The sequence below is a fragment of the Metabacillus malikii genome, from assembly GCF_030813355.1.
In the GTDB taxonomy this organism is placed as follows: domain Bacteria; phylum Bacillota; class Bacilli; order Bacillales; family Bacillaceae; genus Metabacillus; species Metabacillus malikii.
This window is the reverse complement of sequence record NZ_JAUSUD010000003.1, coordinates 42,800-67,374: the sequence shown is the minus strand read 5'-3', so window position 1 is coordinate 67,374 and position 24,575 is coordinate 42,800. Positions and strand designations below refer to the sequence as shown.

Sequence of the window (24,575 nt, the reverse complement as noted above, 5' to 3'; positions counted from 1 at the left end):
TGTAGGTAGAAGGCTTTAATCAGCAAACTTGTCCATCATGAGTGGGAGAAGAATTATGTTTAGACATAAGTATCTTCTCCTCCCAAGCAATCCTTTTCATAGTCTAATAGAATTGAATACCGTCCACTGCATAAAAACGCCCCTTTTTCACTAAAACAGCTTATTTCCAAGGCAGCAATCGAACCAATTGTGATCGATTTTGATTGGTCCTTCTCTGTTAATATGAATAAAGTTGCCTCTGAAATACCATCTCCATCTAAATCAGCCTTTACGGTCATTTTGCAATGACTAGAATTCAAAACCGTGACAGTCGCAGAAGGTAATGGACAAATGCCAAATGCTCGCCAATATCTTTCAAGCCTTTCGTTACTTAGCTGTTTAATATTTCCGCAAATTTCATGTTGGACGAGTTCTTTTCTTACCTTATGGGGCCGTTTTAGCTCAGGAATTAACGTAGGAATGGAGCATGTATCCCGCTTCCTCTTTTCCTCCATATGGCAACCTCCTTAAAAACTTCTCAATAGTTCATATTATGGGATGGTCACTCATTTCGAGTAGTTCAAATACCTATTTTCTAGTAAAATTTGTTACTTTATAGGATAACTGCTCAGTCGAAAATAGTTTACCAACATAGTTTAAATTAGAAGTATGCATGACTTTTGAAAAAATTGACTTTAAAGGGGAGAGACATTTTGTGCGGTGGTAATTGTTGCCCGGAGCAGAATTTTATCCAAGATGAAATATGTGGAAACTTTAATACGACTGTAGCAACTACTCCATTAACAGTCTATTCAACAGAAGCGACTGTGTTTGTCGGCGGAACCGTCAGTATCTATTATGATCGTGGGACTACACCGACGATAACGGCTACGGTAACCGATACTGCTGGAACAGCATTTATTTTAACGATACCAAGAGGGAATACCCTTTCTCAGACGTTTAATGATATCGATACTGTTACAATTGATAGTGCTGGGGCTTTCGGAAAGTATTGCTTGACTGTACATTATGCAACATAATATTACATCTAATCCCTTTCTCGGGGTTAGTTCTTTTTTATAAAGTGGACAACTATCCTAATGGAAGGAGGAAATCAAATGGGAATTTGTTGTGGCGGACCACTTTCGTCACCATCTTCAGGAAATGACTTCTTCTTTACGCAATCACAAGGGCCTCTTCTCATTCCTTTCGGTGAAGGGATTGAAACGACAGTGCTCACACTTCCATTGACGACGACAGCAAATTTACAAACGATTAAATTGGACTATGTCGTCCAGTTTGTTTTTGCATTAGCGAATAATAGTAACAATTTTGATTATGGCGTACGTGTCCGTTTAAGGAGGAATGGAGTGTTAATTGTGACACAAACATTACAGCAAAGCGGTTCCCGACCTGGTGGTGGTTCAACTCCTTCAACGACACGAAGAGAACATGTTCCAAACACATGGGTTGATAATGGTGCTTTAACAGGTGAAAATACGTATACGGTTACAGTGGAGTTTTTTCAACGTGCAAATGCAACGACGACGTTATCTGCGGAGACTCGTTCGTTAAACGCAATATTGTTTATAGAGTAGTTTTTATTTAGGCTTGGTTGCAACATTACAGTTGAAGAAATGCCCCTTCTATCATGTACTCTCCTTACCCACACCCTCTCCCTTGTAAAATGCTTTTAAAAATAAAAGCTAACTTTTTTCCACATTTCCGTTTAAAATAAGTTATAGAAACATCTCATATAGAGAGGGTGTTTAATGTGTTTTTTATTATGTTAACAACATTGATGAGCATTATGCTTACTGGTATCGTGTTAATGTTTCAATCATCCTATTTAATTGGTGGGGGATTACTAATAGCAGGCGGTAACTTTTTTTATTTGTTTAGCAACTTCTATAAAAGGAGAAAGCAGAAGAAAAAGAATCATTCGGAGAAAAGAAGTTCGGATTGGTCATTCGATTGTGTCAGCCTTGACTGTTCCAATATAAAATCACTGCGGAAAATGGATTGTGAACCTGATTGTGATTGCGGTCCAGATTGTTCAAATTAGCGGAGACGAATATGAAGGAACTATTAGATATTATCCCGTGCCATCGCATCCCAGAACGGTGTTTACATATAAAAGGAAAACCGATGCCGTTATGTACGAGATGTTTTGCTATACTAATAGGCTATCTCTTTACTCCAATTGCCTTAATAGCTGAAATCGCAATTCCATTATGGCTCCCTTTCATCCTCGCACTACCTTTACTAATAGACGGATTTACCCAACGATGGAAATGGCGCAAAAGCACAAACTCTCTTCGATTCCTCACAGGTTTACTTTTCGGGGTCGGTCAATCATTGTTTATATCTAGCATTGTCGTGTATGCCGTTGATTGGTTAAGTTAGGAAGCAGGGGGACGGTTCGAAGCCACTGAAAAAGTATACTGATTTCAAATAAGTATCTTGTTTTAAGCAATTTATTGTACATTTAATGTGCTTATCCTACGTAAAGTTTGGTTGGAGCTGACCTGAGAGACTCCTGCGGGATGCGTGGGAGAGCTGAGACGTGAGCAGGCGTTTACGCTGAGGAACACGAAAGGCGTAGGTGGCTTGCCCATCGACGTACAAACTGGAGGGGCATCGACTAAGACCAAAGGAATCACGATGAGCCGAATGGCGAATCGATGATGACTTATCGTAGGGAGATGACCTGAAGTTTGCTTGTTCGTGCCGCAAGGAGCTATGAGGCTCAGCACCCACCCCGCGGAAAGCGAGTACTCGTGCTGCAACCAAACTGAACGTCAACTCAGTAAGATATATTCTATTTTTCTATAAACAAGACTTTTTCAGTGGTCTCGGACGGTTCTTCTGCTTCCTTACTTGTTTTTAACTTTTTATAATTATTTCGATTGTTCCATTACACGGATAAATTCGCGCATATAGTCCGGTAAATCTGGTGGGCGACGACTTGAAATAAGATGGCCATCGACAATTACAGCTTCATCATGCCAAATTGACCCTGCATTTTCCATATCATCTCTAATTCCAGGAGTGCTCGTTACGTTCTTGCCCTCAAGGATTTTTGCAGAAATGAGTACCCAGCCAGCATGACAAATTTGTCCAATTGGTTTTTGCTTTTCATCCATATGTTTTACAATATCAATGACTTCTTGAAAACGGCGCAGCTTATCTGGTGCCCATCCACCTGGAACTAATAAGGCATCGTAATCTGCAGCATTTACATCAGTGAAAGCATAGTCCGATGTTGCCGGTACACCATACTTCCCTTTATATGTAACGTTCGCCTCTTCACCAGCTAAATCCACAATAGCCCCTTCTTCTCTAAGCCTGTGGATCGGATACCATAATTCTAAATCTTCAAAATCATCATGAACAAAGCTCAATACTTTTTTACCTGTTAATTTCAATGTAATCCCTCCTTGTCTATATAGTACCCTAAAATAGATGGTAGAGGGAAGCAGCTCGACTGTTCGAATCTACTGAATAATTCTTGAGTATGGATATTAACTGATTTGTACATGGTTGACGTTTTGGTGATTGGTTGATGAAAGCGAAAAGTGTGTGAGACTTTTTTCAAGCTCTGCTTCATTAGTGCGATGGATATGTTTTTCTAATTGGTTTCCTTTTCAAAATCTGTTTCATATAATCAAAGTAACCGAAAAATATGAGAGGCTATTAGACAAGACCTTTTCTCATTGACCTTCATTCACTTTATGAAGACCAATTTCTGCTTGGGTCCTTCTCGTTTTGGTCTTCATACCCTTTATGAAGGACATTTCTGCTCGAGGACCTTCTCGTTTTGGTCTTCATACCCTTTATGAAGACCATTTCTGCTTGAGGACTTTCTCGTTTTGGTCTTCATACACCTAATGAAGACCATTTCTGCTTGAGGACTTTCTCGTTTTGGTCTTCATACACCTAATGAAGACCATTTCTGCTCGAGAACTTTCTCGTTTTGGTCTTCATACCCTTTATGAAGGACATTTCTGCTTGAGGACTTTCTCGTTTTGGTCTTCATACACCTAATGAAGACCATTTCTGCTCGAGGACTTTCTCGTTTTGGTCTCCAATCATAACCTTTATGAGGACATTTCTGCTCGAGGAATTTATACGTTCTAACCTCCATCATACCCTTTATGAAAACCATTTCTGCTTGGAATGTTTATCGTTTTGGTCTTCTTACATTTTATAAAGGAAATTTCGTCAAACTCTTCTCACCATTTTGATTTTCATACAATTTTTATGAAAGCCACCTCTCCACATTTCGACTTTGAGCATTCAAAATTAGTCAGCCTAAATTTTAAAAAAGGCCATGAGGTTATAACAACCTTCATGACCTTTTTATTCATCCATTTCTATTAGTAAATTTGCTGTTTGCTCGTCTGTGATGAGGACATTTGCGTAGTTTCCTTTTAGAGCCCCGTAGATTGCTTTTAGCTTTTTAGAGCCGCCGGCAACGAGGATCGATTTGTCCTTTTTGGCAAGATCGTCGAGCTCAATACCAATTGTGCGGTTATTTAAATTTTCAACACAGATTTCGCCGTTTTTATCAAAGAAACGTGAACATATTTCGCCGACTGCTTTTGATTGAATTAAATGCTGGTCTTCCTTTGAAAAGTATTCTGCCTTCAAGAGGACTGAATCTACTACTGGAGTTCCGACACTAAATATGGCGATGTTCGCTTTTTTCCCTAAATCTAAAATGTGATTGATGTGTCGGTCCGCTTCAATTGCTTGCTTCACAACGATATGGTCTACAATTGCTGGTAGCGGTAACAAAAATGTTTGGGTATTGAATGCTTCTCCAAATAAATGAATAATTTCAGAGGCGTAGGTTTTCGTTTCCGAGTGACTGACTCCTCCATTTAATTGGACAACCGTTGTATTTTTGACCGGTTTCGGTTTAAGCTTTGTTGCCAGCTCATAGACTGTTGTTCCCCATGATGTCGCAATCAAATCATCATCTTTTACGATTTGGTTTAAATAGTTTGCCGCAACCTCACCGAGGTGACGTTTAACAAGTGTTGAATCATATTCTGCTGTTGGAGCGATAATGACTTCTTTTAGTCCGTATTTCTCTTTTAAACATTCTGTCAGTACTTCTCCAGCCTCAACTGGATTGTGAATCTTTATTTCAACTATCCCAGTATCTTTTGCCTGTTTTAAAAGGCGCGATACAGTTGGTCTAGATACATTCAATTTTTTAGCAATTTCTTGCTGACTATAATCGAGTTGGTAATAGAGTCTTGCTACTTCGATTATTTTTGTTAGTTTTTCATTTTCCATTTGACAGCACCTAAATTTGTTTAGATTGAATGATATACAAGATTTAATATTTTTTTCTGGTCATTCATGTTCGTAACACATTTTCTCTTAGCAATTAACCATTTGAGCTATTAAAAAAGAGAAAGGCTGACTACACTAAGTCAGCCTTCGAACGAATTGCTTATTTTTGAAGTAAGTTTTTCACGCGTGCGACAACGTTTTCTACAGTGAAGCCGTACTCAGCTAAAATACGTTTTTCTGGAGCAGAAGCACCGAATGTATTAATTGCTAAGATGTCGCCTTCATCACCTGCGTAACGGTCCCAACCAAGTGGTGAGCCCATTTCGATTGCTAAACGTTTTTTCACGTCTTTAGGTAATACTGAGCGTTTGTATTCTTCAGATTGAGCTTCGAAACGATTCCAAGCTGGCATACTTACAACAGCTGCATCGATTCCTTCGCCTGCTAATACTTCTTGAGCTTCAATTGCTAAACCAACTTCAGAACCTGAAGCAAGTAAAAGAACATCTGCTGTATCCTTTTTAGCTGGTGATACAACGTAAGCACCTTTTTGAACGCCTTCGTACGCAGTTTCGTTTGTACCTTTGATTGTTTTAAGGTTTTGACGAGTTAATACTAATGCAGTTGGTGTTGATGTTGATTCGATTGCTGATTTCCAAGCTGCAGCTGTTTCGTTACCATCTGCTGGACGAACAACAGAAAGGTTTGGCATTGCACGTAATGATGCAAGCTGTTCGATTGGCTCATGTGTAGGGCCATCTTCACCAACAGCGATACTATCATGTGTGAATACGTAAGTTACTGGTAAGTTCATTAATGCTGCTAAACGGATTGCTGGACGTAAGTAATCAGAGAAAACGAAGAATGTTCCACCGAATACGTGTAAGCCGCCGTGTAACGCCATACCGTTTAATGCTGCACCCATCGCGAATTCACGAACACCGAACCAGATGTTACGTCCGCTGTAGTTATTGCTTGCGAAATCTCCAGCACCATTAATTGTTGTTTTGTTTGATCCAGCTAAGTCAGCAGAACCGCCAAAGAATGATGGAAGATTTTTTGCGATACCGTTTAATACTTCACCTGAAGAAGCACGAGAAGCTAAGCTTGAACCTTCTTCGTATACTGGAATGTCTTTATCCCATCCCTCTGGAAGCTCACCGCTAATTGCTGTTTGGAATTGTTTCGCTAATTCAGGATATTCTTTCGCGTAGCCTGCTAATAGTTCGTTCCATTCGCTTTCTTTTGCTTGACCTGCTTCTTTAACTGTTTGTTTGAAGTGCTCATAAACTTCTTCTGGTACATAGAAGTCTTCTTCAAATGTCCAGTTGTAAGCTTCTTTCGTTAATTTAATTTCATCCGCACCTAGTGGAGCACCGTGAGAAGCAGATTTACCAGCTTTATTTGGAGAACCGTAACCAATTGTAGTTCTTACTTCAATTAAAGTCGGTTTGTCTAATTCTTGTTGTGCTTGTTCAATTGCTTTTGAAATTTCGTTCAAATCGTTTCCGTCTTCAACACGGATTACTTGCCAGCCTTGTGCTGTGAAACGCTGTTCAACATTTTCAGAGAATGATTTGTGTAAATCACCATCTAATGAAATGTCGTTTGAATCATATAGTACAACTAGGCGGCCTAGTTTTAAATGAGCTGCTAGTGAAGCTGCTTCAGAAGAGATACCTTCCATTAAGTCACCGTCTCCACAAATTGCATATGTAAAGTGGTCTACAACATTATAAGAAGGTTTGTTGTAAGTTTCAGCTAAATGACGTTCTGCCATTGCCATACCTACTGCCATTGCTATCCCTTGACCAAGTGGACCAGTTGTTGCATCAACACCTGCTGTATGACCAAATTCAGGATGTCCAGGCGTTTTGCTTCCCCATTGTCTGAATGATTTTAAATCATCCATTGATACGTCATAGCCAGTTAAATGTAATAAGCTATAAAGCAGCATTGAACCATGTCCTGCAGAGAGAACAAAACGGTCGCGGTTGAACCAGCTTGGGTTTGTTGGGTTTACATTCATGAATTTCGTCCAAAGTGTATACGCCATTGGTGCAGCGCCCATAGGCATACCTGGGTGACCAGAATTAGCTTTTTCAATTGCATCAATTGACAATGTACGAATTGTCTCAATTGATAACTTTTCAGTTTGTGTTAATTGACTCATAATAATTCCCTCCGTATTTCTTATTTGAACGACAGTGTCGTCATTTACTAATGAACAATTTAGGCATCTAGCTTTGAGTATCGTTTAGTTTACCTTTACTTCGGCAGCTTCAAACAATGCTTGATTTTTGTGAATAAGTAACTGACCTGATGGTTCATTAGAGCTTGACCATTTAAAAATAGCATTTTTTAGTAAATTTGCAAGTAAACGGTCTTGTGCAGTAGGAAATGGTCCCCCACATTGAGACTCATCAATTTCTACTACTTTCCAGTCTAGGTCAAATTCTTTAAAATGTACAGCCAGTTCATTAGGGTCAATAGACTGATTCATCATAAAGAATGTATATGTTTCTTTATTTGCTTCTTTGTTGCGAATATGTTCCTGAAGCAATTGAATACTATCTTCTGTAGCATCACCTACTACTGCGGCATCGACTGCTAATGCACTATTTGTCAGTAATCCAGAAGGTTCAGTTCCAGGGATCTGGACATTAAAGACACGAACCTTACCATATAATAGCGAACTTGCCGTATCCCTTACGCTTTCTACACATGTGACAATTGAATTCATTGCGGTGTCATAGCCAAGTGTAAATTCGTTGCCCTTCATATTATTATAAATACTAACTGGAACATACAAATGTTTTACTGAAAAAGGAATGGTTTTTATTTCTTGACCACCAAGAATGATTAATTTATCTAGTTCTTCTACCTTTTTAGCAATTTCGTCTGCCTTTTCATTCCACACATTTAGTGGAAAGCTTAAGAAGATATTATCCTCTGAGCTTAGACGGTTTGAAGAACGTTTTGACTTGATGTCATTAAGTTCAATTTTATTCGAATCTCTATTATATTCGACCCCAAAGACCGACTTCCCTTGTGCGGTTAATCCTTCTATAAGGGTTCGAACGATTTGAGCTGTACCTGCAGAAGCCCAACCAAAATGAACTACACCTATTTTCATCAACGTTACCCCCCTCGGATAGAAATTTCGTTCATCTCAACATGAACAATTGTTACCATAGTTAGTATACATGATTACTTCAAAAAGATAAATAATAAAAAAAATAATTTTCGAAAAATATCGACATCAACTTGGTGATGAGTCTATTTCATTATCCCCGTACTTTACTATGTAAGTCATAAACAATTTCTTACTATGTGAAAAACGCCATGACAGCAAAGTTTTAACCTTCCAATATCCCATACTTCCTTTTAAAACGTGTTAATATTTTCATCCAACTTTTTGCAAATACTAGTAAGAAAAATACGTTCGAAAGAGCATGCGCCAAATCAAAGTAAAATCCGTTCCCATAATAGATTAGGATGTCAGACAATTGTGCATCCTTACCAAGACTCACGATATACCAGATGTTCATAATCCAATCAAACATAAAGCCAGCGGCAAACCCAAACACAACTTTCCCGAAGTTCCCCTTCAAGAAATGTGTGTTTCGCAGAGCTCCTGCCAATAATCCAATAATCCCCCATGAATACATTTGCCAAGGTGTCCATGGACCTTGTCCTAAAAATAGATTCGAAACTAGTGCAGCGATAGCACCAACGACAAACCCACTCTCTGCTCCAAAGACGAGACCTGTCATCATAATGACAAAGGTCGTTGGTTGCACATTTGGAATGGAGGCAAAAGGTACTCGACTTACAGCTGCAATTGCTCCTAGCACTGCGAGCATGACAAGCTCCCTTCCTGTTACTTTTCGTCTTTCAAATCGTGTAACGAAAGGGAGAATGGTTAAGGCGAGGATTATTGCACTCACTAAGGCAAAATAGCGATTAGCTAATAATGGTGTGATTATTAACATTGCACCTATGATGATAATAGTGCTCCATAAAATTACCCGAGAACGCGCCACTACATCCGAGCCTCCTCAACTGTTAAAACGTGTGGGATATCGCTCCCTCGCGTTATTCGATTTAATACTGTTGTATAAAATGCATTACCATTAAAGAAACGTTTTGCAGGTGCTATCGTTGTAATCGTTCCTTGAAACAGCATGGCACATCTCGTTGCATATTTCGCTGCAAATTCAATATCATGTGTGACCATAACAATTGTTAAGCCTTGCTTTTGTAACATTTTTAACAATTCTCCAAACGTTTGCTTTGCAACTGGGTCAAGACCCTTAGTCGGTTCATCGACTAATAATAATGAAGGTTTTGATAGCAATACACCCGCAAGTGCTGCTTTTTGCATTTGCCCACCGCTAACATCATAAGGGTGCTGCTGTAAAATATCTTCTAGCTGAAATAACTTAACATAATAATTGATTTCCTCATCACCGGTTTGGAGTTGGTGGAACTTTGCAATTTGCTTTAGTTCAGCTTCAATTGTATCTTGAATAAAAAATAGCTTTGGGTTTTGTGGCAAATAACCTATCTTACCGGGATTATGTTTTTTAAGTTTTTTCTTCTCGTAATAAATTGAACCGTGTTGCGGCTTTTCAAGTCCGGCAATCACTTTTAACAGTGTTGACTTGCCAGTACCGTTAGCACCTACGATTGAAAGCCATTCACCTTTTAAGATTGATAACGACAACCGGTCAAGAATTTTTGTTGACTCTCTACTATATTGAAATTCTATATTTTTCAACTTTACTAATTCTGCTGAAGTTGTGATTTCTTCCTCAATATTTGCAAGCAATTCAACTTGTTGCTTCAACAACCAACTTTTCCCCTCTTTTACGTTAATCGGAATATGAGGATGATTCGTATTTATTTCATGCTCGAGATAAAGCCGTGCAGGACTCGGTAAATAGGGATACAAGGGATGTTTATCGTCTTTTCCAATTGTCGCGATTACATCACGTGGGTTTCCCTGAATTGATATTTCGCCATCAACTAACACAATTGCTTTGTCAGCAATGCCAAAAAGTTCTTCCAGACGATGTTCTGCAATTATTATCGTGATACCGAATTCATCATTCATTGTTTGCAGCATACCGATAAAGTCTCTTGCGGCAACAGGGTCAAGCTGCGCTGTTGGCTCGTCCAGCAATAATAATTTTGGTTCTAATACTAATATGGATGCTAAGTTCACTAACTGTTTTTGACCACCGGAGAGCTCGTGTGTTTTTCGATGCAATAAATCCCCTAAGCCAAAAAAGTGAACAATTTCAGCAATTTTCTTTCTCATCTCATCAGTCGAATATCCGAGGTTTTCCATACCGAAAATAAGCTCTTCTAAAACTTGGTCCATAACAATTTGATTTTCTGGATCCTGAAAGACCATCCCAATATCTTTGGCAGTTTCTTCAGATGTATGTTCGAGCAGTTTCCCATCTAGTTGGAAAATACCATCCTGCTTACCATGAGGAGCTATTTCTCGTTTAATGAGACGAAGCAGTGTAGATTTCCCACTTCCAGATGGGCCGCATAACACAATGAACTCACCTCTACTAGTGGAAAACGAAACATTTTTTAATACGTGCTGTTCTGAATCTGGGTATTTGAAAAAGATGTTTTTTGCTTCCAAGTACGCCATTTCATTGCCTCCCTTCCTGCAGCGATAAGTGGTAAACCTAAATATACATTAAAGATAACTAAGTAAAACCACTCTCTACCTTGAATAATCATTGTCTCTAATACTGGGTAAATGGTTAAGACACCATCCCCCAACCACCAGCCAAAGACTCCTATTGCAAAAATGACAACAATGATAAAAACTGCAAGCCAATCACTAGCAGTCATGTAATACGGTGTATATTTACTTCGCTTATTCAATCCGTATCCTCTTGCAGCCATTGAGTCAGCTGTTTGAATAGCATCCTCAAGTGACCATGTTAATAAAATTTGGACTAGCAACAACCCATGTCTCATTCGTTCTTTCAACTTGCCTTCTTTAACAGATAAGCCTTTTCCCTGTTGGACAGTCTCAATTTCTTTTAGTCTAGCTTTTAGAAGTGGTACAAATCTCATCGCTAGCATTGTCAATAAAGCCCATTGCGGCAGCCATTTTGAAAATAAAAATAAAAACCTGTCAGCAGTAACGATTTCATTGTACGAACTGAAGAGAACCATCAACGTAAAGATCGATAAAGCTAAAATCAATCCATGAATGAACCCTTCGAGCATAATCGGATTATGGCGAAGATAAAATAGAATATGTGTCCCTCGGCGATCGACTAACGGATTAATAATTAGAAACATAACGACTAATAAAATCAACATGACAAACCAACTTCTAAACTTCCACTGTTTACTTACTTGAAAGCTAAAGAAGGCCAAGATTAAGACACCAATAAGCAAAAACACCGGATGCTTGTACAGCATAACCAGTGTTGTCGCCCCTAGATAATATAAAAGCAATACAAAAGGATGGTATCGATGTAACGCTTTAACCATTTTTCTCATCTTCTAAATAATTTGTAGTATATCTCCATTGAACTGTATCGCCATTTTTCACTTTAACAACCCCTGAACTTTTCGGAATCATTGAACCGTTAAGCTTCACTGTCCATCCGCTATATGGTCCACGGTCAAATTCAAATAAATTATTAATGCCCTCAACATAAGCTGTTGCACCACTCCCTCTTACACTAATCGGTATGCCCTTTTGTTTTAAAATCGATAGTGTAACGTCTAATACTGTCTGGTTATCTTTCAGTTCAACTTTTGTTGACGGTAAGATTGTCCCGCTATCCCCGACAATTTGTACCGTTACCGTTTGTTTTGGCTCCTCTTTAGGCGCTGGAGCTGGAGCCTTTTGTTTCGGTGCTTCTGTTTCCTTTGATTCTGTAGGTTGTGATACTTCCTTTTTATTTGGCGGAGGCGAAGTTGTCGGTTGATTTGTTTGTTTCTCTTGTTCTGTCTTTGCAGTACTTGTTGCTTTCGCTTCTTTGTTTGTAGATGGTGTTGCTTGTGATTTGTTCGTTTCCTTATGAGCAGTTGCCTTATTAACATTTGTTTCCGATTCTGAACTGCTGTCTTCAGATGTTGCCACTGTTTGTTCTTGCGACTTATTCTTAGGACCAGTATTCTCTTCTATTGAATTAGTCGTATCTTGTGCATCCGAATTCGAATTAGCTTCAGGCTCTTTTGTATCATCCGTCTTTTCGGAGCTGTCCTTTTCTTTTTCTTCCTTATGCTCTATCTCTTTCACAAGGTCCTCGCTATCTATTTGTTGTTCTGAACCTTGTGTCTGATTAGTCATTGGAACGACTTCATCCTTGGCACATCCTGATAAAAAAATGAAAATTGCTAAACCTACAATGGAAAAATATTTATACACACGCATGGCGAAACCTCCAATCATAATAAGTGCTTACGAAATAGGAAAACGAGGGTAACTCAAAACAAAATGGTATACCCCTCGAACAAAATATATAGATTAAAAGAAGACTTTGATTCTATCTATATTGTTAGAGAGGTCACACCTTTTGAGTCACCCTCACTTATATTTACTAATTTTTTACATTACGTCTTGAATATAGCTGAACAGCAAATCCTAGGATTGCTATAAGCCCTCCAATTAATAGCCAGTTGTATAGTGAGGTTGCTGTCTTTGGAAGTACATGACCATTATCGGAAGCTACTACTTTGTCCACTGTTAGAGTTGGAGAATCTGTTAGTTTAGTAGTTGGTTTGTTCTTTGATGTATTTGTCGGTTGTTCATTTACATTTGTATCATGATTACCATCAACAGGAGTCACTTTTGTCGGTTCTTCATGTTTCGGTTGCACTGGATTTGTAGATGATGGATTTTCCGGTTTTGGGTCTTCAGGCTTTGGTTCCTCTGGTTGTCCTGGTTGTTCTGGTTGTCCTGGTTCTTCTGAAGTAGATACTAACCGATAAATTGACCCTCTACCTTCATTAAAATATTGATATGAAGTCAATGCTGCTAAAGCTTGCAAACTTGCCATGCCATTTGAGCTTTCGTCATCAAGTAAATGAGCAAAACCTCCATCTGCTTGCTTAAATTTTAATAAATGTTGAAGAAGATTGACCGTTCCTCCTTCAGATTGTTTCGTAAAGGCTGCTCCTGTTGAATCGACACCAACTGATGATAGACCAATTATTACTTGTGCTGTTGACTCACTGGAATCCCCACCGTTAAATTCATTTGTGAATCCACCTGTAGGGTCTTGAACTTCTGAAATCCATTTGACTGCTTTATCAATAGCATTTGCCACAGCTTGTTGTTCTTTATATGGTGCTAATGCAGTAAGAGCCATGCCTGTTATGTCAACACTTTCTACTGAACCAGTGAATAATGGCCATCCACCTGACTCGTTCTGTTGATCCAATAAATAATTAATTAATTTTTCTCTTGTCCATGTTGCGTCTTCTGGAATTTCATAATCCCTACTGTCGTAAGCAAGTAAGCCAAAGATAACACCATTATTCCCCTGGAACGTTAATCGCTCATTATTATAAATTTTTTCAATAAAGTTATAGCCTTCAAAGTTTGTAGCATCCTCGTCAACTGCTGCTAGCCCGAGAACGATTTTTTCATAGTCTGTAATTTTTCTATATTCACCATTATTTGTAACGATATCCTGACGAAGCTCTTCAAGAAATGATGCTGGGACCTGTTGACCAGATGCTTTAATAGCTACAGCGCCTAAACCATCTGAAACGCCATTTTTAAGCATATATTGAGATGCATCAGATATAGCCTCGTTTACATTAAGCTCTGGACTAGCCGGTTTATCATCATCTTCTAGTTCTGTTTCCTCGTCTTGTTTAGGGTCGGTTTGTTCATCTATTGGTGAAGGTGTTTTCCAAGATGTTAATGTTAAATTAATATGATCATTATTTTTTACAGAGTATGAAGAAACTCCGACTGAACTGCTTTCACCATTGATTGAAAAACTCCAATAATCATATTCCCCTAATTCAACAGGACCAACAGTCTTTGGTGATGCGAAGTATGTATCATCAATATTCGCTGTAACAGGTCTATCTGCATTTTTCCCAGCCTTTTTCAAAGCATCATAGGCACTTGAACCTGTTAACACATTTACAGTTTCATCGAATATTATTTCTCCAGTGTCATCATTAGCCGTAACACGTGTTTGAACTGTTTCAGCTGGATAACTAACTACCTTAAAAAGTAAACTATCGCCATTTTCAACTTCATAGCTTGATATACCTACAGGTGCATCCTCTCCATTCACGGTATACCACCAATAGTTACCATTATCAGGTTCTGTTCCAGCTATTGAAGTAATTTCTGCTCCCCATTGTTCATGGATATTGTATGAAAACTCAATACCCTTTGCTTCGGTAACGTCCTGTAGAATATCAAATGCCGTGTCACCTGCTTCAATCTCAGCTGCTGTTGTAGAAATAAGGACTTCTCCATTATTGTCTAGTGCTGTAATCGTTGCACCATTCGTTAATTCCTTTGCAGTTACCTCTTGCGGTGAAATAGTGATAACTTGAAAAATTGCGAGTAAGACAATCATCATAACTGTTATCATCCGCTGAATCATATTTTGCTGTTTCATTGATAATTCCTCCTAATTTTTTTACCTTCTTAAAAGAAAGCTGTAAAACAAAAAAACACACCTCTACGCAGAGAGGTGTGTTTGCTACAACATATATATATAGACATAACAGTCTATTTTGATATTGTTCTCAAACACCATCCCTATCCGCGTAGGTTAATTGGTGATAAAAAAATAGGCAGGTCTCCTGGCTCATGATCAACACTCATTTACAACCTTCCCGTTAACTAAAACAGTGGTATAAACGTAAAGAGCTCCCATATACAGTGGCGGGACCGTGCCGGATTTACACCGGTCTTCCCTTTTAATGATAGAAAGTACAAACTATCAACCTATTTTTACTATTAAAATATTTGTAATATTATGACCAAATCAATCATAGACTAGGATAAAGATATTGTCAACATTTGTCATAGTGTGTTAAAAACATATATTTCTCAACATTGACATAATGTTTGTAAGAGTAACGATCGTTCAAAAAATAATTTATATATTTCTTTTGTTTCAATGAAACCTTTCGTGATGTTTAAACGTATTATTAGTAGGGAATAAAAAAACAACAGAAGAACTGACATGCTTTGACATCACATTTTTTTTGACAGCAAATGAGCGTTTATTTATTAGTTTAATCACTGAATGAGACTTTAAAACAACAATCATTCAAAAGAAAGACAAAAAAAGACCAGGCAATATGCCTAGTCTCTAGTTTCTCTATTATAATTTCACACGCATTACGCGACCATTAAATTTAGATTTCCAATAACCTGAACTCATATCAGCAATTGCAACACCTGTTGAACTTTGTGAACCGATAAATTTACCGCCACCAACGTAGATTCCAACATGACCGTCTGTCTTATATGTATTAAAGAAGACCATATCACCTGGTTGCATATCACTAGTAGATACTCGAGTTCCTGTATTTTTTAATACTTCTGTGCTTGCTCCAACTCTTACACCAACAGTAGAGTATGCCCAACTAACAAAGCCAGAACAGTCGAAACGACCATTTGCAATATCAGAAGCACTTCTTCCGCCACCAAATACATATACAGAGTTACCGATATATCTGTATCCTGCAGAAATTAAGTCTTGAACACTACCATTTGAGTTTGGTGCTACTGGTGCAAATGTTTTATTTGAGCTCTTATTATCTGATTTGCTGCTAGAGTTTGAACTAGAATTATCACTTGAGCTTGTACTGCTAGAATCCGCACTACTTGAACCTAACGCAGCAGCTTTTAGACTTTCTTCCTGTAAAGAAAGATTTTTATCTTTTTGCTCTAAGCTTTGTTTAGCTGCTAATTGTGCTGTTTCTTCATTTTGAAGTTCTGCTTTTAATTTATCATTTTCTTTCTTTTGTTCTAGAACAAGGTCTTGAATAGCTTCCATTTCTGATTTCATATCAGTAAGTTCAGCTAGTTTTTTTACTTTATCTGCTTGTTTTTCTTTTACCGCTTTTTCGTCAGCCTCGTGTTGCTCGATAAGCTCATTATCTGCTTCGACAATTTTACCAACGGCAATGGCACGGTTGACAAAATCACTGAAACTAGAAGAACCAACTAATACTTCAAAGTAGTCTACACTTCCACCACTGTGCTGATAAGATATAGCACGTTGTTTTAAAATTTCTGTGCGATTATTAATTGCCTCTTCTAAAACTGCGATTTCTTTTTCTAATTTAGTCACTTCTTCGTTTGCAGCTTTTATTTGAGCTTCAACTTCTTTTATTTTGTTGTTATTATCTGCAATAGCTTGATCGACATTTTTTGCTTTTTCGTTTAACTTTGCAAGTTCTTCTTGTATCTTCTTAAGTTCTTGTTCAGCATTTTGTAAATTTGCTTGGACTTGTGTGCGCTCCTGCTGAATCTCAGATACACTACCTGCTGTTTCAGCGTTTGCTGAAGGAATAGCAAATGAACTACCTAATCCGATCATGACAGCTAAGTTCATGACAACTAGTTTCTTTTTCGACATTCTCTTCCCCTACTTTCCATTCTTGTACATATTCTCCGTCTATGTATCTATATATTGTCTATTATATTCAAACTTCTACTACTATTTTCTTAGTTATGCCACAATTAGAAGTATATCATCAAAAAGTGACAAAAATATGTTGGTTATATTACAATTATATTTCAATTATAACATCAGCCCTTATATTCCTACTAAATTAGATACTTTAAAACTCTACCATATATTCATTTTGATTACTAGTATTAATAATTTCCTTGTTAGTGCTATTTATTTAAGATATGTGTATTTCACTTAGTGTCGATTAAAGTTGATTTTCGCTGCAGTACTCGCTTTCCGCGGGGTGGGTGGTGAGCCTCCTCGGCGCAACGCTTGTGGGGTCTCACCTCTCCCACGCATCCCGCAGGAGTCTCGCACTTCCGCTCCAATCAACTTACAAAATATGTACTAAAAACACAATCTCTTAAAGCGATATATGTATTACCTTTTTTTGATAACGCTATCATACTACAAAAGACGGATTTCGTATAGTTTTTCTATTTCATGAATTTTGTCGTGTTATACAAAATAGATTAGTGGTAGATTTTAAGCACACTTCAAATTATTAGCATCTTGCATAATGTAACACATCTTAATATGTCTTACTGTTCTCTAATAACCTAGGAACAACAAAAATTAAGCTCATTATATAATAGCCTTTTAAGAAAGCGGATTTATACAATTTAAATATATAGAGAAACTAGATTTTTTAACCCATTGTCTCCAAGTAAACCGTATTTTATACATATAATGTATAAATTTATATCGAATTCTTTTCCATATTAAAAAAGCCCTCCCGCAACGCGAGAGGGGCGTATTTTTAATATTCGTTTTCAAAGAATCCATTTGCTATCGTATGCTTAAACCAGTAGAAGCTATCCTTCTTTGTACGTTCTAGCGTTCTATAGTCGACATGAACGATACCGAAGCGTTTGCTATAGCCTTCTGCCCATTCAAAATTGTCCATTAATGACCAAGTTAGGTAACCTTTAATGTTCACACCTGATTCAATGCTGCGGCTTAGTGCTGTTAGATGCTGCTTTAAGTATTTAATACGGCGATCGTCTTTTACGCGGCCGTTTACAGGTTCATCATTGTAGCATGAACCGTTTTCTGTAATATAAATTGGAACTTGTCCATAGCGTTCTGTAATGTATGTTAACACTTTATAGAAGCCTTCAGGGAATACTGGCCAGCCGATGTCTGTGCGTTCGTAGCCCATGTCGATTCCTTCTGAGTCAAATAAGCCGCTGTTTTCTTTGTAGCGTGCTACTTGACCGTTGTAATAATTAATTCCTAGGAAATCGATTGGCTGGTGAATCGTTTCAAGGTCGCCTTCTTCAACGTGTAGCTCAACCCCTTTATTTTTGAACCAATCAACCATAAATTGCGGGTATTCGCCTTTGAATACCGGGTCCATGAACCATTCGATGAAATAGGCAACTTCGCGACGACATGCGTCAATGTCTTCTTGCTTGTTACTATATGGCTCCATCCAAGTTGTATTCGGTGCATAGCCAATTTCACCTTTAACTCCTAATGCTCTGAAAGCTTTAACCGTTTTTCCGTGTGCTACTAACAAGTTATGCGCTATATCAACTGCTAATTGAAGGTCACGATTACCGGGAGCATGTTCTCCTAAATAATTTGATAGAAAAGAAATACACCAAGGTTCATTTAATGTAATCCAATGTTTAATTTTCCCTTCGAATTCTTTAAACATTGTTTCCGAATAAGCGACAAATGCATCAATCGTTTCACGGTTAGCCCAGCCGCCTTTATCTTGTAAGCTTTGCGGTAAATCCCAATGATATAGTGTACACATTGGCTCGATACCAGCTTCTAGTAATTTATCAACAAAATTGTGATAAAATTGCAAGCCCTTTTCATTCACTTCCCCTGTGCCATTAGGAAAGATTCGGGGCCATGCAACAGAAAAACGGTAAACATCTACGCCTAAATCTTTTAATATTTCAATATCTTCCTCATAGCGATGGTAGCTATCACAAGCAATATCTCCGTTGTCTCCGTTTTTCACCTTACCTGGTGTATGTGAAAATGTATCCCATATTGATAATCCTCTACCATCTTCGTAAGCAGCACCTTCAATTTGGTATGAAGCAGTTGCTGCGCCCCATTTCATGTCTTTAGAAAATTGTACAATTGCCATGTGTATTCCTCCTATGTGGTTTATTTGTTACCGAATGTTGTCGTACATTCTAGAAATTGTTCTATTTTAAAAGCTGTTTCGCTGCTTGAATCCAAGCTTTTGCCATCAGCATGTTTCCTGCCGGATTCATATGAACGCCGTCTGTTGTTAATTTATAGCCGTTATCAGCTTGTAAATAATCGATAAATGCTTTATGTGTCGGAACGACAATAGCTCCAAACTTTTCTGCTACACTATGAATAACTGATACATAGTTAGGCAAAAGCTTGTTCCCACGTGATTCGCTGTCCTCTTCAATGACAGTTGGCTCCATCAGAACAATCGCCGCATTTGTTTTTTCCTTCACTTCTGTTAATAAATCATTGTATAGTTGTTCAAACTGCTCAGGACTAACCTGATCCATGTCAGGATTATCAATTTGTCTCCACACATCGTTAATCCCTATAGAAATGGAAATAATATCTGGCTGCAAATCGATTGCGTCTTTTTGCCATCTTGCAGCTAAATCTGTGATGCGGTCTCCCCCAACACCTCTATTAAAAAACATATATTTTTTCGTTGGAAATGTCGTAACAAAATAGTCATGGATTAATCGTACGTAGCCAGTTCCTAAGTCCTCAGGGTCTCCATGTCTTCCCCATTCTGTAATACTGTCACCAATTAAAAGAATGTTCATGTCGCCTACCACCTTATCTTTGTTTTGAATACCATTCTTTCACTACTAATTCAGCCTTTTTACCGTAAATATCAAAATTCGTATTCGTCTTCGCTTCTTCTATTGGGTATAGTTTTGTACTCCAATCCCACCAGAAGAATCCAGCAAACCACGGTTCATCCCAAAACACTTTCATAACAGAGCTGTAAAAACGTGCTTGCTCTTCTTCATTAAATGGGAGCTCTTTATGCTCGAAGTCCCAAGGCATTGTAGCACAGCCTTCTGCACTACGACAGCCAATTTCCATAAATAAAATTGGTTTATTAAACTTTTCGTGAAGCTTCACTAACTTTGTTTTTACCTTTTCCCAGTTTTTAATCATCGTTTCTTCACTATCATTCGGCTTTTCAGCTACTGGATAATAGGCACTTGTACCAATGATATCGACCTTGTCGAACCATTCAACACCTTCTTCTTTTCCATGGTTTGCATTATAAATAATTGGTCCAGTATATACTGCTCTCACCTTTTCAATCACTTGCTCCCATTGTACTGTACGAGCTTCTGTGCCAATCATTTCACAGCCGATACAGAACATTTCACAGCCTAGTTCTTCTGCAAGCTCTGCGTAATGTAATAGGAAATTCTCATATGACGCAAACCATTTATTCCAATAATTTGTAGCATCCTCAGGGAAACCGATTCTTGCTCTCCATAAACCGTCTTTTGAATTAACAACCGGTTTTAGACACACTTTCATTCCTAGCTCTTTTGCCTTTTTTACAGCAAATTCGATATCACGATCTGTCATTGTATAGCCGTAATCAAAGGTAATTTCTGTGGAAACATATGTTTTTTGATATGTGAAAAATGATAATGCGATCCATTCCGTACCTGTTGCATGTAGCTTTTCTAGTGAATCAACAGCTTCAGGTGTACGGTATGCACCGCGTGAAGTATCCCAACCATATGTCATTCCTTTTACAAATAGTTCTTTCAATTTTACTTCCCCCTTCTGTTTAAAAGGCAGTTTTCATAAAAATTGTGCTTTTAACTGAGTTGTCGTTTAGGGTTAGTGCAAAAAGTCACAATCTTTTAGAAAATAGCCTCTAAAATGATCTATAAATCTAGCGGAACCCATCTCAAAAACAAAAAAAAATAACTTAAAAAACAACGACCTTGTCAGGCAACCGATGGGTCTGATTTTCCTTTTTTATTGTCTACTACATTGTTTATCCATTTTCTTGAGAATGTACGTTTAATACCGAAAAAGGCACGGGCAAATTCATGTGAGTTTGCGAGACCAAATACGATATATATCGGTAAATCCCAAACAAAAGCTCCAGCTAATGCTAACGGTAAGCCAATTAACCAAACACCTAAAACATCTAAGTAAAGGACATATTTTGTATCCCCGCCGGCACGTAATACCCCAATATTATTGACCATGTTCAGCATTTTACCGGTTAATAAAAATGCGTATACCATGAGAATCGATGTTGCTTGTTTTGAAACGACGTCTGTCACATTATAAATAGAGAGATAAGCAGGTGTTAACAGGATTACTCCAACGACTGCGATAATTGATAGCCCAGACGTTATCATAAGAAATTGTTTCGCATAATGAACGGCTTGGTCTTCCTTGTTTGCACCAATACTATTACCAACCATAATGGTTGAAGCATCACTTAATCCGATAAATAATGCCATGAAAACAAATAACAACGGATCAATCAAGGTCACAGCTGCTAATTGGTCTGTACCCATCTGTGCATAAACCCAGAAGTATGATGTCTCACCGAGTGTCCATAGAGCATGATTTATAATAGAAGGAATTGTAATCGATAAGTATCGTTTCACTAATTGTTTATCAAAAATATCATGAAGCTTCATTGACGACTTTGTTAGTGATAGGTGTTTTTTTAGCATTACGAATAGGAGCAGAGCTTGTACAATTCGAGAAATTACAGTTGCGATTGCCGCACCTGTTACCCCAAGTTCAGCAAAGCCTAAATGACCGAATATAAGCAAATAATTTAATCCCGTATTCATTAAGATTGCAATAATGGCGACGTATAGCGGTCTTTTCACTTCACCCATTGATTTTAAAACCGTTGAGAATAGGACTGTTAACGCTGTTACAAAATAGCTGAGCGCGATAATTCTTAAATATTCTGCACTTAGACCAATAACGGCTAAGTCACTAGTGAATATTTCAATAAATGCTTCTGTAAATAGTAACGTTAATAATGTAAATAGTAATGAAAAAACGGTCACGATTAGAAAGGTAATATATAAGATTTTCCTAATCCCATTTAAATCCTTTCTCCCCCAATATTGCGCTGTAAATATAGCTGCACCTGTTCCAAAACCTTGTAAAACTAAAATTAAAATCGTCGTAATTTTATTGCCAACACCAACAGCCGCAATACTTTTTACACCTAGTTGACCGATCATTAATGAGTCAACCATATTTAATGAAGAAATCAATAAAGTTTGTAGCGCAATCGGGATAGCGAGTCCAAACATTTTTTTATAAAATTGTGTATCCCTTCGATGTCTTTTCACCGTATGTCTTCCCCTCTAGTACTTAAAAGAGTGCAAAGATTATAGTAGAATCTCGTCAATTTCCTTAAGCTCATGATCTGTAAAAGACAGATTTTCGATCGCTTTTACATTTTCAATGATTTGTTCAACACGACTTGCCCCTATTAATGCTGAGGCAACAACTGGATGCCGCAATGACCAAGCAATTGCAAGCTGGGCGACAGTTTGCCCTCTTTCTTCAGCAATTTCCTTTAGCTTCTGAACCATTTCAATCCTGTTCTTTGTCACCTGGTCAGCGGAAATTGAATCAACACCCTTTGCTACTCGCGAATCCTTCGGTATACCTTCTACATATTTAGTCGTTAATAACCCTTGATAAAGTGGCTGAAAAACAACTGCTCCAACCCCGCCATCTTCGAGTACCTCAAAAAGATTATCTTCAGCATCTCTTAAAAACATCGAGTAATTTGGCTGATGGGATACGAAAGGTGTTCTTAATTGCTTAAATAGTTCAATCGCCTGCTTTGTTACACCTGCAGGATAATTAGATACACCAACATAGAGTGCCTTACCTTGTTTCACAGCAGTATCAAGTGCAAGAACTGTTTCTTCCAACGGTGTATGTGGGTCATAACGATGTGAATAGTAAATATCAACATAATCTAGCTGTAACCTTTTTAGGCTTTGGTCGAGACTTGAAAGCATGTATTTTCGCGAACCCCATTCACCATATGGACCTGGCCACATATCGTACCCTGCTTTTGTTGCAATTAACAATTCATCACGGAAACCAGATAACTCTTCCTTTAATATTCTTCCAAAGTTTGTTTCAGCACTTCCGGATGGCTCACCGTAATTATTCGCTAAATCAAAATGAGTAATCCCAATGTCAAAGGCTGTCGTTATCATTTGTTTAGCATGACCAAAATGGTCTGTATCACCGAAATTACGATAGAGCCCTAGTGATATTGCTGGAACCTTCAGTCCACTTTTACCCAAACGATTGTACTGCATGTTTTCATATCTGGATTGATTTGGTATATACGACATATTATTTCCCTCCCCTATTTTCGATTGGATTAATCGCTATCGTTGATTCACGCAAAATAATTGATCCTGTTAAAAGAATTTTTTCATATGGATCGTCCTTATGCGCAACACGTCGCATTAACATTTCAACAGCACGTTTTCCTAGGCCTTTCTTTTGAAAATCGACCGTTGTTATTGTTGGTGACATGTCATAAGAGAAATCCATATTGTCAAATCCAGTTACAGAGATATCTCCAGGTATATTTACGCCACATTGCTGCAACACTGTAATAATCTGTTTTGCGACGTTGTCATTGCTGCAAACTAATGCTGTTGGCATTGTCTGTTCTGTTTTGTTTTCAAACCATTTTTTAATTTTTTCTGGAGTTAATATTTCTTCTTCTTCATAATCAATATCATTTTTCGGGACGACTAAGCTATTATTCTCAAGAGCGCTGCGATAACCTAGCCATCTATCGTAAAAACTACGAGAATATGAAATATTCCCTATATATTCAATGCGTGTATGTCCTAAACCAATGAGATGTGACGTTAATTGAAAGCTGCTGTCAAAGCTATTGTTAAATACCATATCACTCGGAATTAAAGGTTCTTCATAATCTACCATGACTATTGGAATATTAAATCGATGCACTTCTAGTAATATAGCTGTCGATACAACACCAATACTAATAACACCAACAATTCCTTTTGGATTTAACACTGTATCAAGTGTCTCAACATTATTTTCGGTTAAAACAACCATCCCTAAGCCCATACTTTCTAAACTTTCACTAATTCCATCTAATATACGGCCCCAATACTGGGACTCTTTATTTTGAAAGCGGATATTCGGCATAAGAACTAATACAACACGTTTTTTTAACGTTGCCGTATCTACTTTATCTACATTAACATTCATCGTTTCGTCATCAATTTTCTGTCCCTTTTGTGAAAAGTATCCTAACTTTGCAGCCGTTTTGAATACTTTCTCCCTCGTTTCCGGGTTAACACCTTCTTTTCCAGATAAAGATTTCGAAACTACATATTTTGAAACACCTAAGTAATCTGCAATTTGCTGCATTGTTACTTTTTTAGCCATACTGTCTTTTCACTCCAACTATGCTACTTTTTTGACAGTTTAAAAAGACTGCCCTACTTTACTTTGTAAGAGCCTCTTTTTGCACAAGACAAAAGAGGCTCTCAACTAGTTTATTTCCCTTGAGCATAGTAG

22 protein-coding genes and 1 riboswitch are annotated in these 24,575 nt (G+C 37.8%); of the genes, 5 read left to right on the top strand and 17 right to left on the bottom strand.

Features of this window, described 5'->3' with window-relative positions; all coding sequences use genetic code 11:
• Positions 1-59: 59 nt before the first annotated feature.
• Positions 60-494: an S-Ena type endospore appendage gene (locus J2S19_RS04210; RefSeq protein WP_307337722.1), complete on the bottom strand. Its 435-nt coding sequence runs from the start codon at positions 492-494 to the stop codon at positions 60-62.
• A gap of 165 nt (positions 495-659) precedes the next feature.
• Between J2S19_RS04210 and J2S19_RS04205 the strand changes: the two genes are divergently transcribed.
• The 5 genes from J2S19_RS04205 (at position 660) to J2S19_RS04185 (ending at position 2,667) form a co-directional block, all read left to right on the top strand.
• On the top strand, positions 660-1,019 hold the full coding sequence (locus tag J2S19_RS04205) for a DUF3992 domain-containing protein (RefSeq protein ID WP_307337720.1): 360 nt from the start codon (positions 660-662) through the stop codon (positions 1,017-1,019).
• 78 nt (positions 1,020-1,097) lie between these two features.
• Positions 1,098-1,577 carry a hypothetical protein gene (locus J2S19_RS04200; protein WP_307337718.1) on the top strand — a complete coding sequence of 160 codons (480 nt, stop codon included), beginning with the start codon at positions 1,098-1,100 and terminating at the stop codon, positions 1,575-1,577.
• A 176-nt stretch (positions 1,578-1,753) separates the two neighbouring features.
• Positions 1,754-2,044, top strand: coding sequence for a hypothetical protein (locus tag J2S19_RS04195; protein ID WP_307337715.1), 291 nt, complete (start codon positions 1,754-1,756; stop codon positions 2,042-2,044).
• Positions 2,045-2,055: 11 nt separating this feature from the next.
• Positions 2,056-2,385: a DUF2085 domain-containing protein gene (locus J2S19_RS04190; RefSeq protein ID WP_307337712.1), complete on the top strand. Its 330-nt coding sequence runs from the start codon at positions 2,056-2,058 to the stop codon at positions 2,383-2,385.
• Positions 2,386-2,529: 144 nt separating this feature from the next.
• Entirely contained in the window at positions 2,530-2,667 is a 138-nt protein-coding gene (locus J2S19_RS04185; protein WP_307337710.1) for a hypothetical protein, read from the top strand.
• Between the two features lie 212 nt (positions 2,668-2,879).
• Here the strand turns inward: J2S19_RS04185 and J2S19_RS04180 are convergent, their stop codons facing one another.
• The 16 genes from J2S19_RS04180 to J2S19_RS04105 form a co-directional block, all read right to left on the bottom strand.
• Complete coding sequence (locus tag J2S19_RS04180; protein WP_307337708.1) at positions 2,880-3,407, bottom strand: type 1 glutamine amidotransferase domain-containing protein; 528 nt, start codon at positions 3,405-3,407, stop codon at positions 2,880-2,882.
• Between the two features lie 934 nt (positions 3,408-4,341).
• Positions 4,342-5,286, bottom strand: coding sequence for a DNA-binding transcriptional repressor DeoR (gene deoR, locus J2S19_RS04175; RefSeq protein ID WP_307337706.1), 945 nt, complete (start codon positions 5,284-5,286; stop codon positions 4,342-4,344).
• 160 nt (positions 5,287-5,446) lie between these two features.
• Positions 5,447-7,459, bottom strand: coding sequence for a transketolase (gene tkt / locus J2S19_RS04170; protein WP_307337704.1), 2,013 nt, complete (start codon positions 7,457-7,459; stop codon positions 5,447-5,449).
• An 84-nt stretch (positions 7,460-7,543) separates the two neighbouring features.
• Positions 7,544-8,422 carry a 6-phosphofructokinase gene (locus J2S19_RS04165; RefSeq protein WP_307337702.1) on the bottom strand — a complete coding sequence of 293 codons (879 nt, stop codon included), beginning with the start codon at positions 8,420-8,422 and terminating at the stop codon, positions 7,544-7,546.
• Positions 8,423-8,645: 223 nt separating this feature from the next.
• Positions 8,646-9,281 (bottom strand): ECF transporter S component, encoded by a 636-nt coding sequence (locus J2S19_RS04160; protein WP_307338400.1) that lies wholly within the window; start codon positions 9,279-9,281, stop codon positions 8,646-8,648.
• 50 nt (positions 9,282-9,331) lie between these two features.
• Positions 9,332-10,960: an ABC transporter ATP-binding protein gene (locus J2S19_RS04155; protein ID WP_307337699.1), complete on the bottom strand. Its 1,629-nt coding sequence runs from the start codon at positions 10,958-10,960 to the stop codon at positions 9,332-9,334.
• Positions 10,897-11,820, bottom strand: a complete 924-nt coding sequence (locus J2S19_RS04150) for an energy-coupling factor transporter transmembrane component T (RefSeq protein ID WP_307337697.1) — start codon at positions 11,818-11,820, stop codon at positions 10,897-10,899. Before J2S19_RS04150 ends, J2S19_RS04155 begins: the two co-directional genes overlap by 64 nt.
• Positions 11,813-12,712: a DUF4430 domain-containing protein gene (locus J2S19_RS04145; RefSeq protein WP_307337695.1), complete on the bottom strand. Its 900-nt coding sequence runs from the start codon at positions 12,710-12,712 to the stop codon at positions 11,813-11,815. Before J2S19_RS04145 ends, J2S19_RS04150 begins: the two co-directional genes overlap by 8 nt.
• A 166-nt stretch (positions 12,713-12,878) precedes the next feature.
• Positions 12,879-14,927 (bottom strand): DUF4430 domain-containing protein, encoded by a 2,049-nt coding sequence (locus tag J2S19_RS04140; RefSeq protein WP_307337693.1) that lies wholly within the window; start codon positions 14,925-14,927, stop codon positions 12,879-12,881.
• 160 nt (positions 14,928-15,087) lie between these two features.
• Positions 15,088-15,278: riboswitch (cobalamin riboswitch) on the bottom strand.
• Positions 15,279-15,641: 363 nt separating this feature from the next.
• The gene (locus tag J2S19_RS04135) at positions 15,642-16,904 is read right to left on the bottom strand and encodes a coiled-coil domain-containing protein (protein WP_307337690.1); all 1,263 of its coding nucleotides are present in this window, start codon (positions 16,902-16,904) and stop codon (positions 15,642-15,644) included.
• An 856-nt stretch (positions 16,905-17,760) separates the two neighbouring features.
• Positions 17,761-19,110: a GH1 family beta-glucosidase gene (locus J2S19_RS04130; protein WP_307337688.1), complete on the bottom strand. Its 1,350-nt coding sequence runs from the start codon at positions 19,108-19,110 to the stop codon at positions 17,761-17,763.
• A gap of 61 nt (positions 19,111-19,171) precedes the next feature.
• Entirely contained in the window at positions 19,172-19,786 is a 615-nt protein-coding gene (locus tag J2S19_RS04125; RefSeq protein ID WP_307337684.1) for an SGNH/GDSL hydrolase family protein, read from the bottom strand.
• Between the two features lie 13 nt (positions 19,787-19,799).
• The gene (locus J2S19_RS04120) at positions 19,800-20,765 is read right to left on the bottom strand and encodes a glycoside hydrolase family 113 (protein ID WP_307337681.1); all 966 of its coding nucleotides are present in this window, start codon (positions 20,763-20,765) and stop codon (positions 19,800-19,802) included.
• Positions 20,766-20,947: 182 nt separating this feature from the next.
• Positions 20,948-22,333 (bottom strand): MATE family efflux transporter, encoded by a 1,386-nt coding sequence (locus tag J2S19_RS04115; protein WP_307337678.1) that lies wholly within the window; start codon positions 22,331-22,333, stop codon positions 20,948-20,950.
• Positions 22,334-22,372: 39 nt separating this feature from the next.
• Positions 22,373-23,362, bottom strand: a complete 990-nt coding sequence (locus tag J2S19_RS04110) for an aldo/keto reductase (protein ID WP_307337675.1) — start codon at positions 23,360-23,362, stop codon at positions 22,373-22,375.
• A gap of 1 nt (position 23,363) precedes the next feature.
• Positions 23,364-24,443 carry a LacI family DNA-binding transcriptional regulator gene (locus tag J2S19_RS04105; RefSeq protein ID WP_307337673.1) on the bottom strand — a complete coding sequence of 360 codons (1,080 nt, stop codon included), beginning with the start codon at positions 24,441-24,443 and terminating at the stop codon, positions 23,364-23,366.
• Positions 24,444-24,575 lie beyond the last annotated feature (132 nt).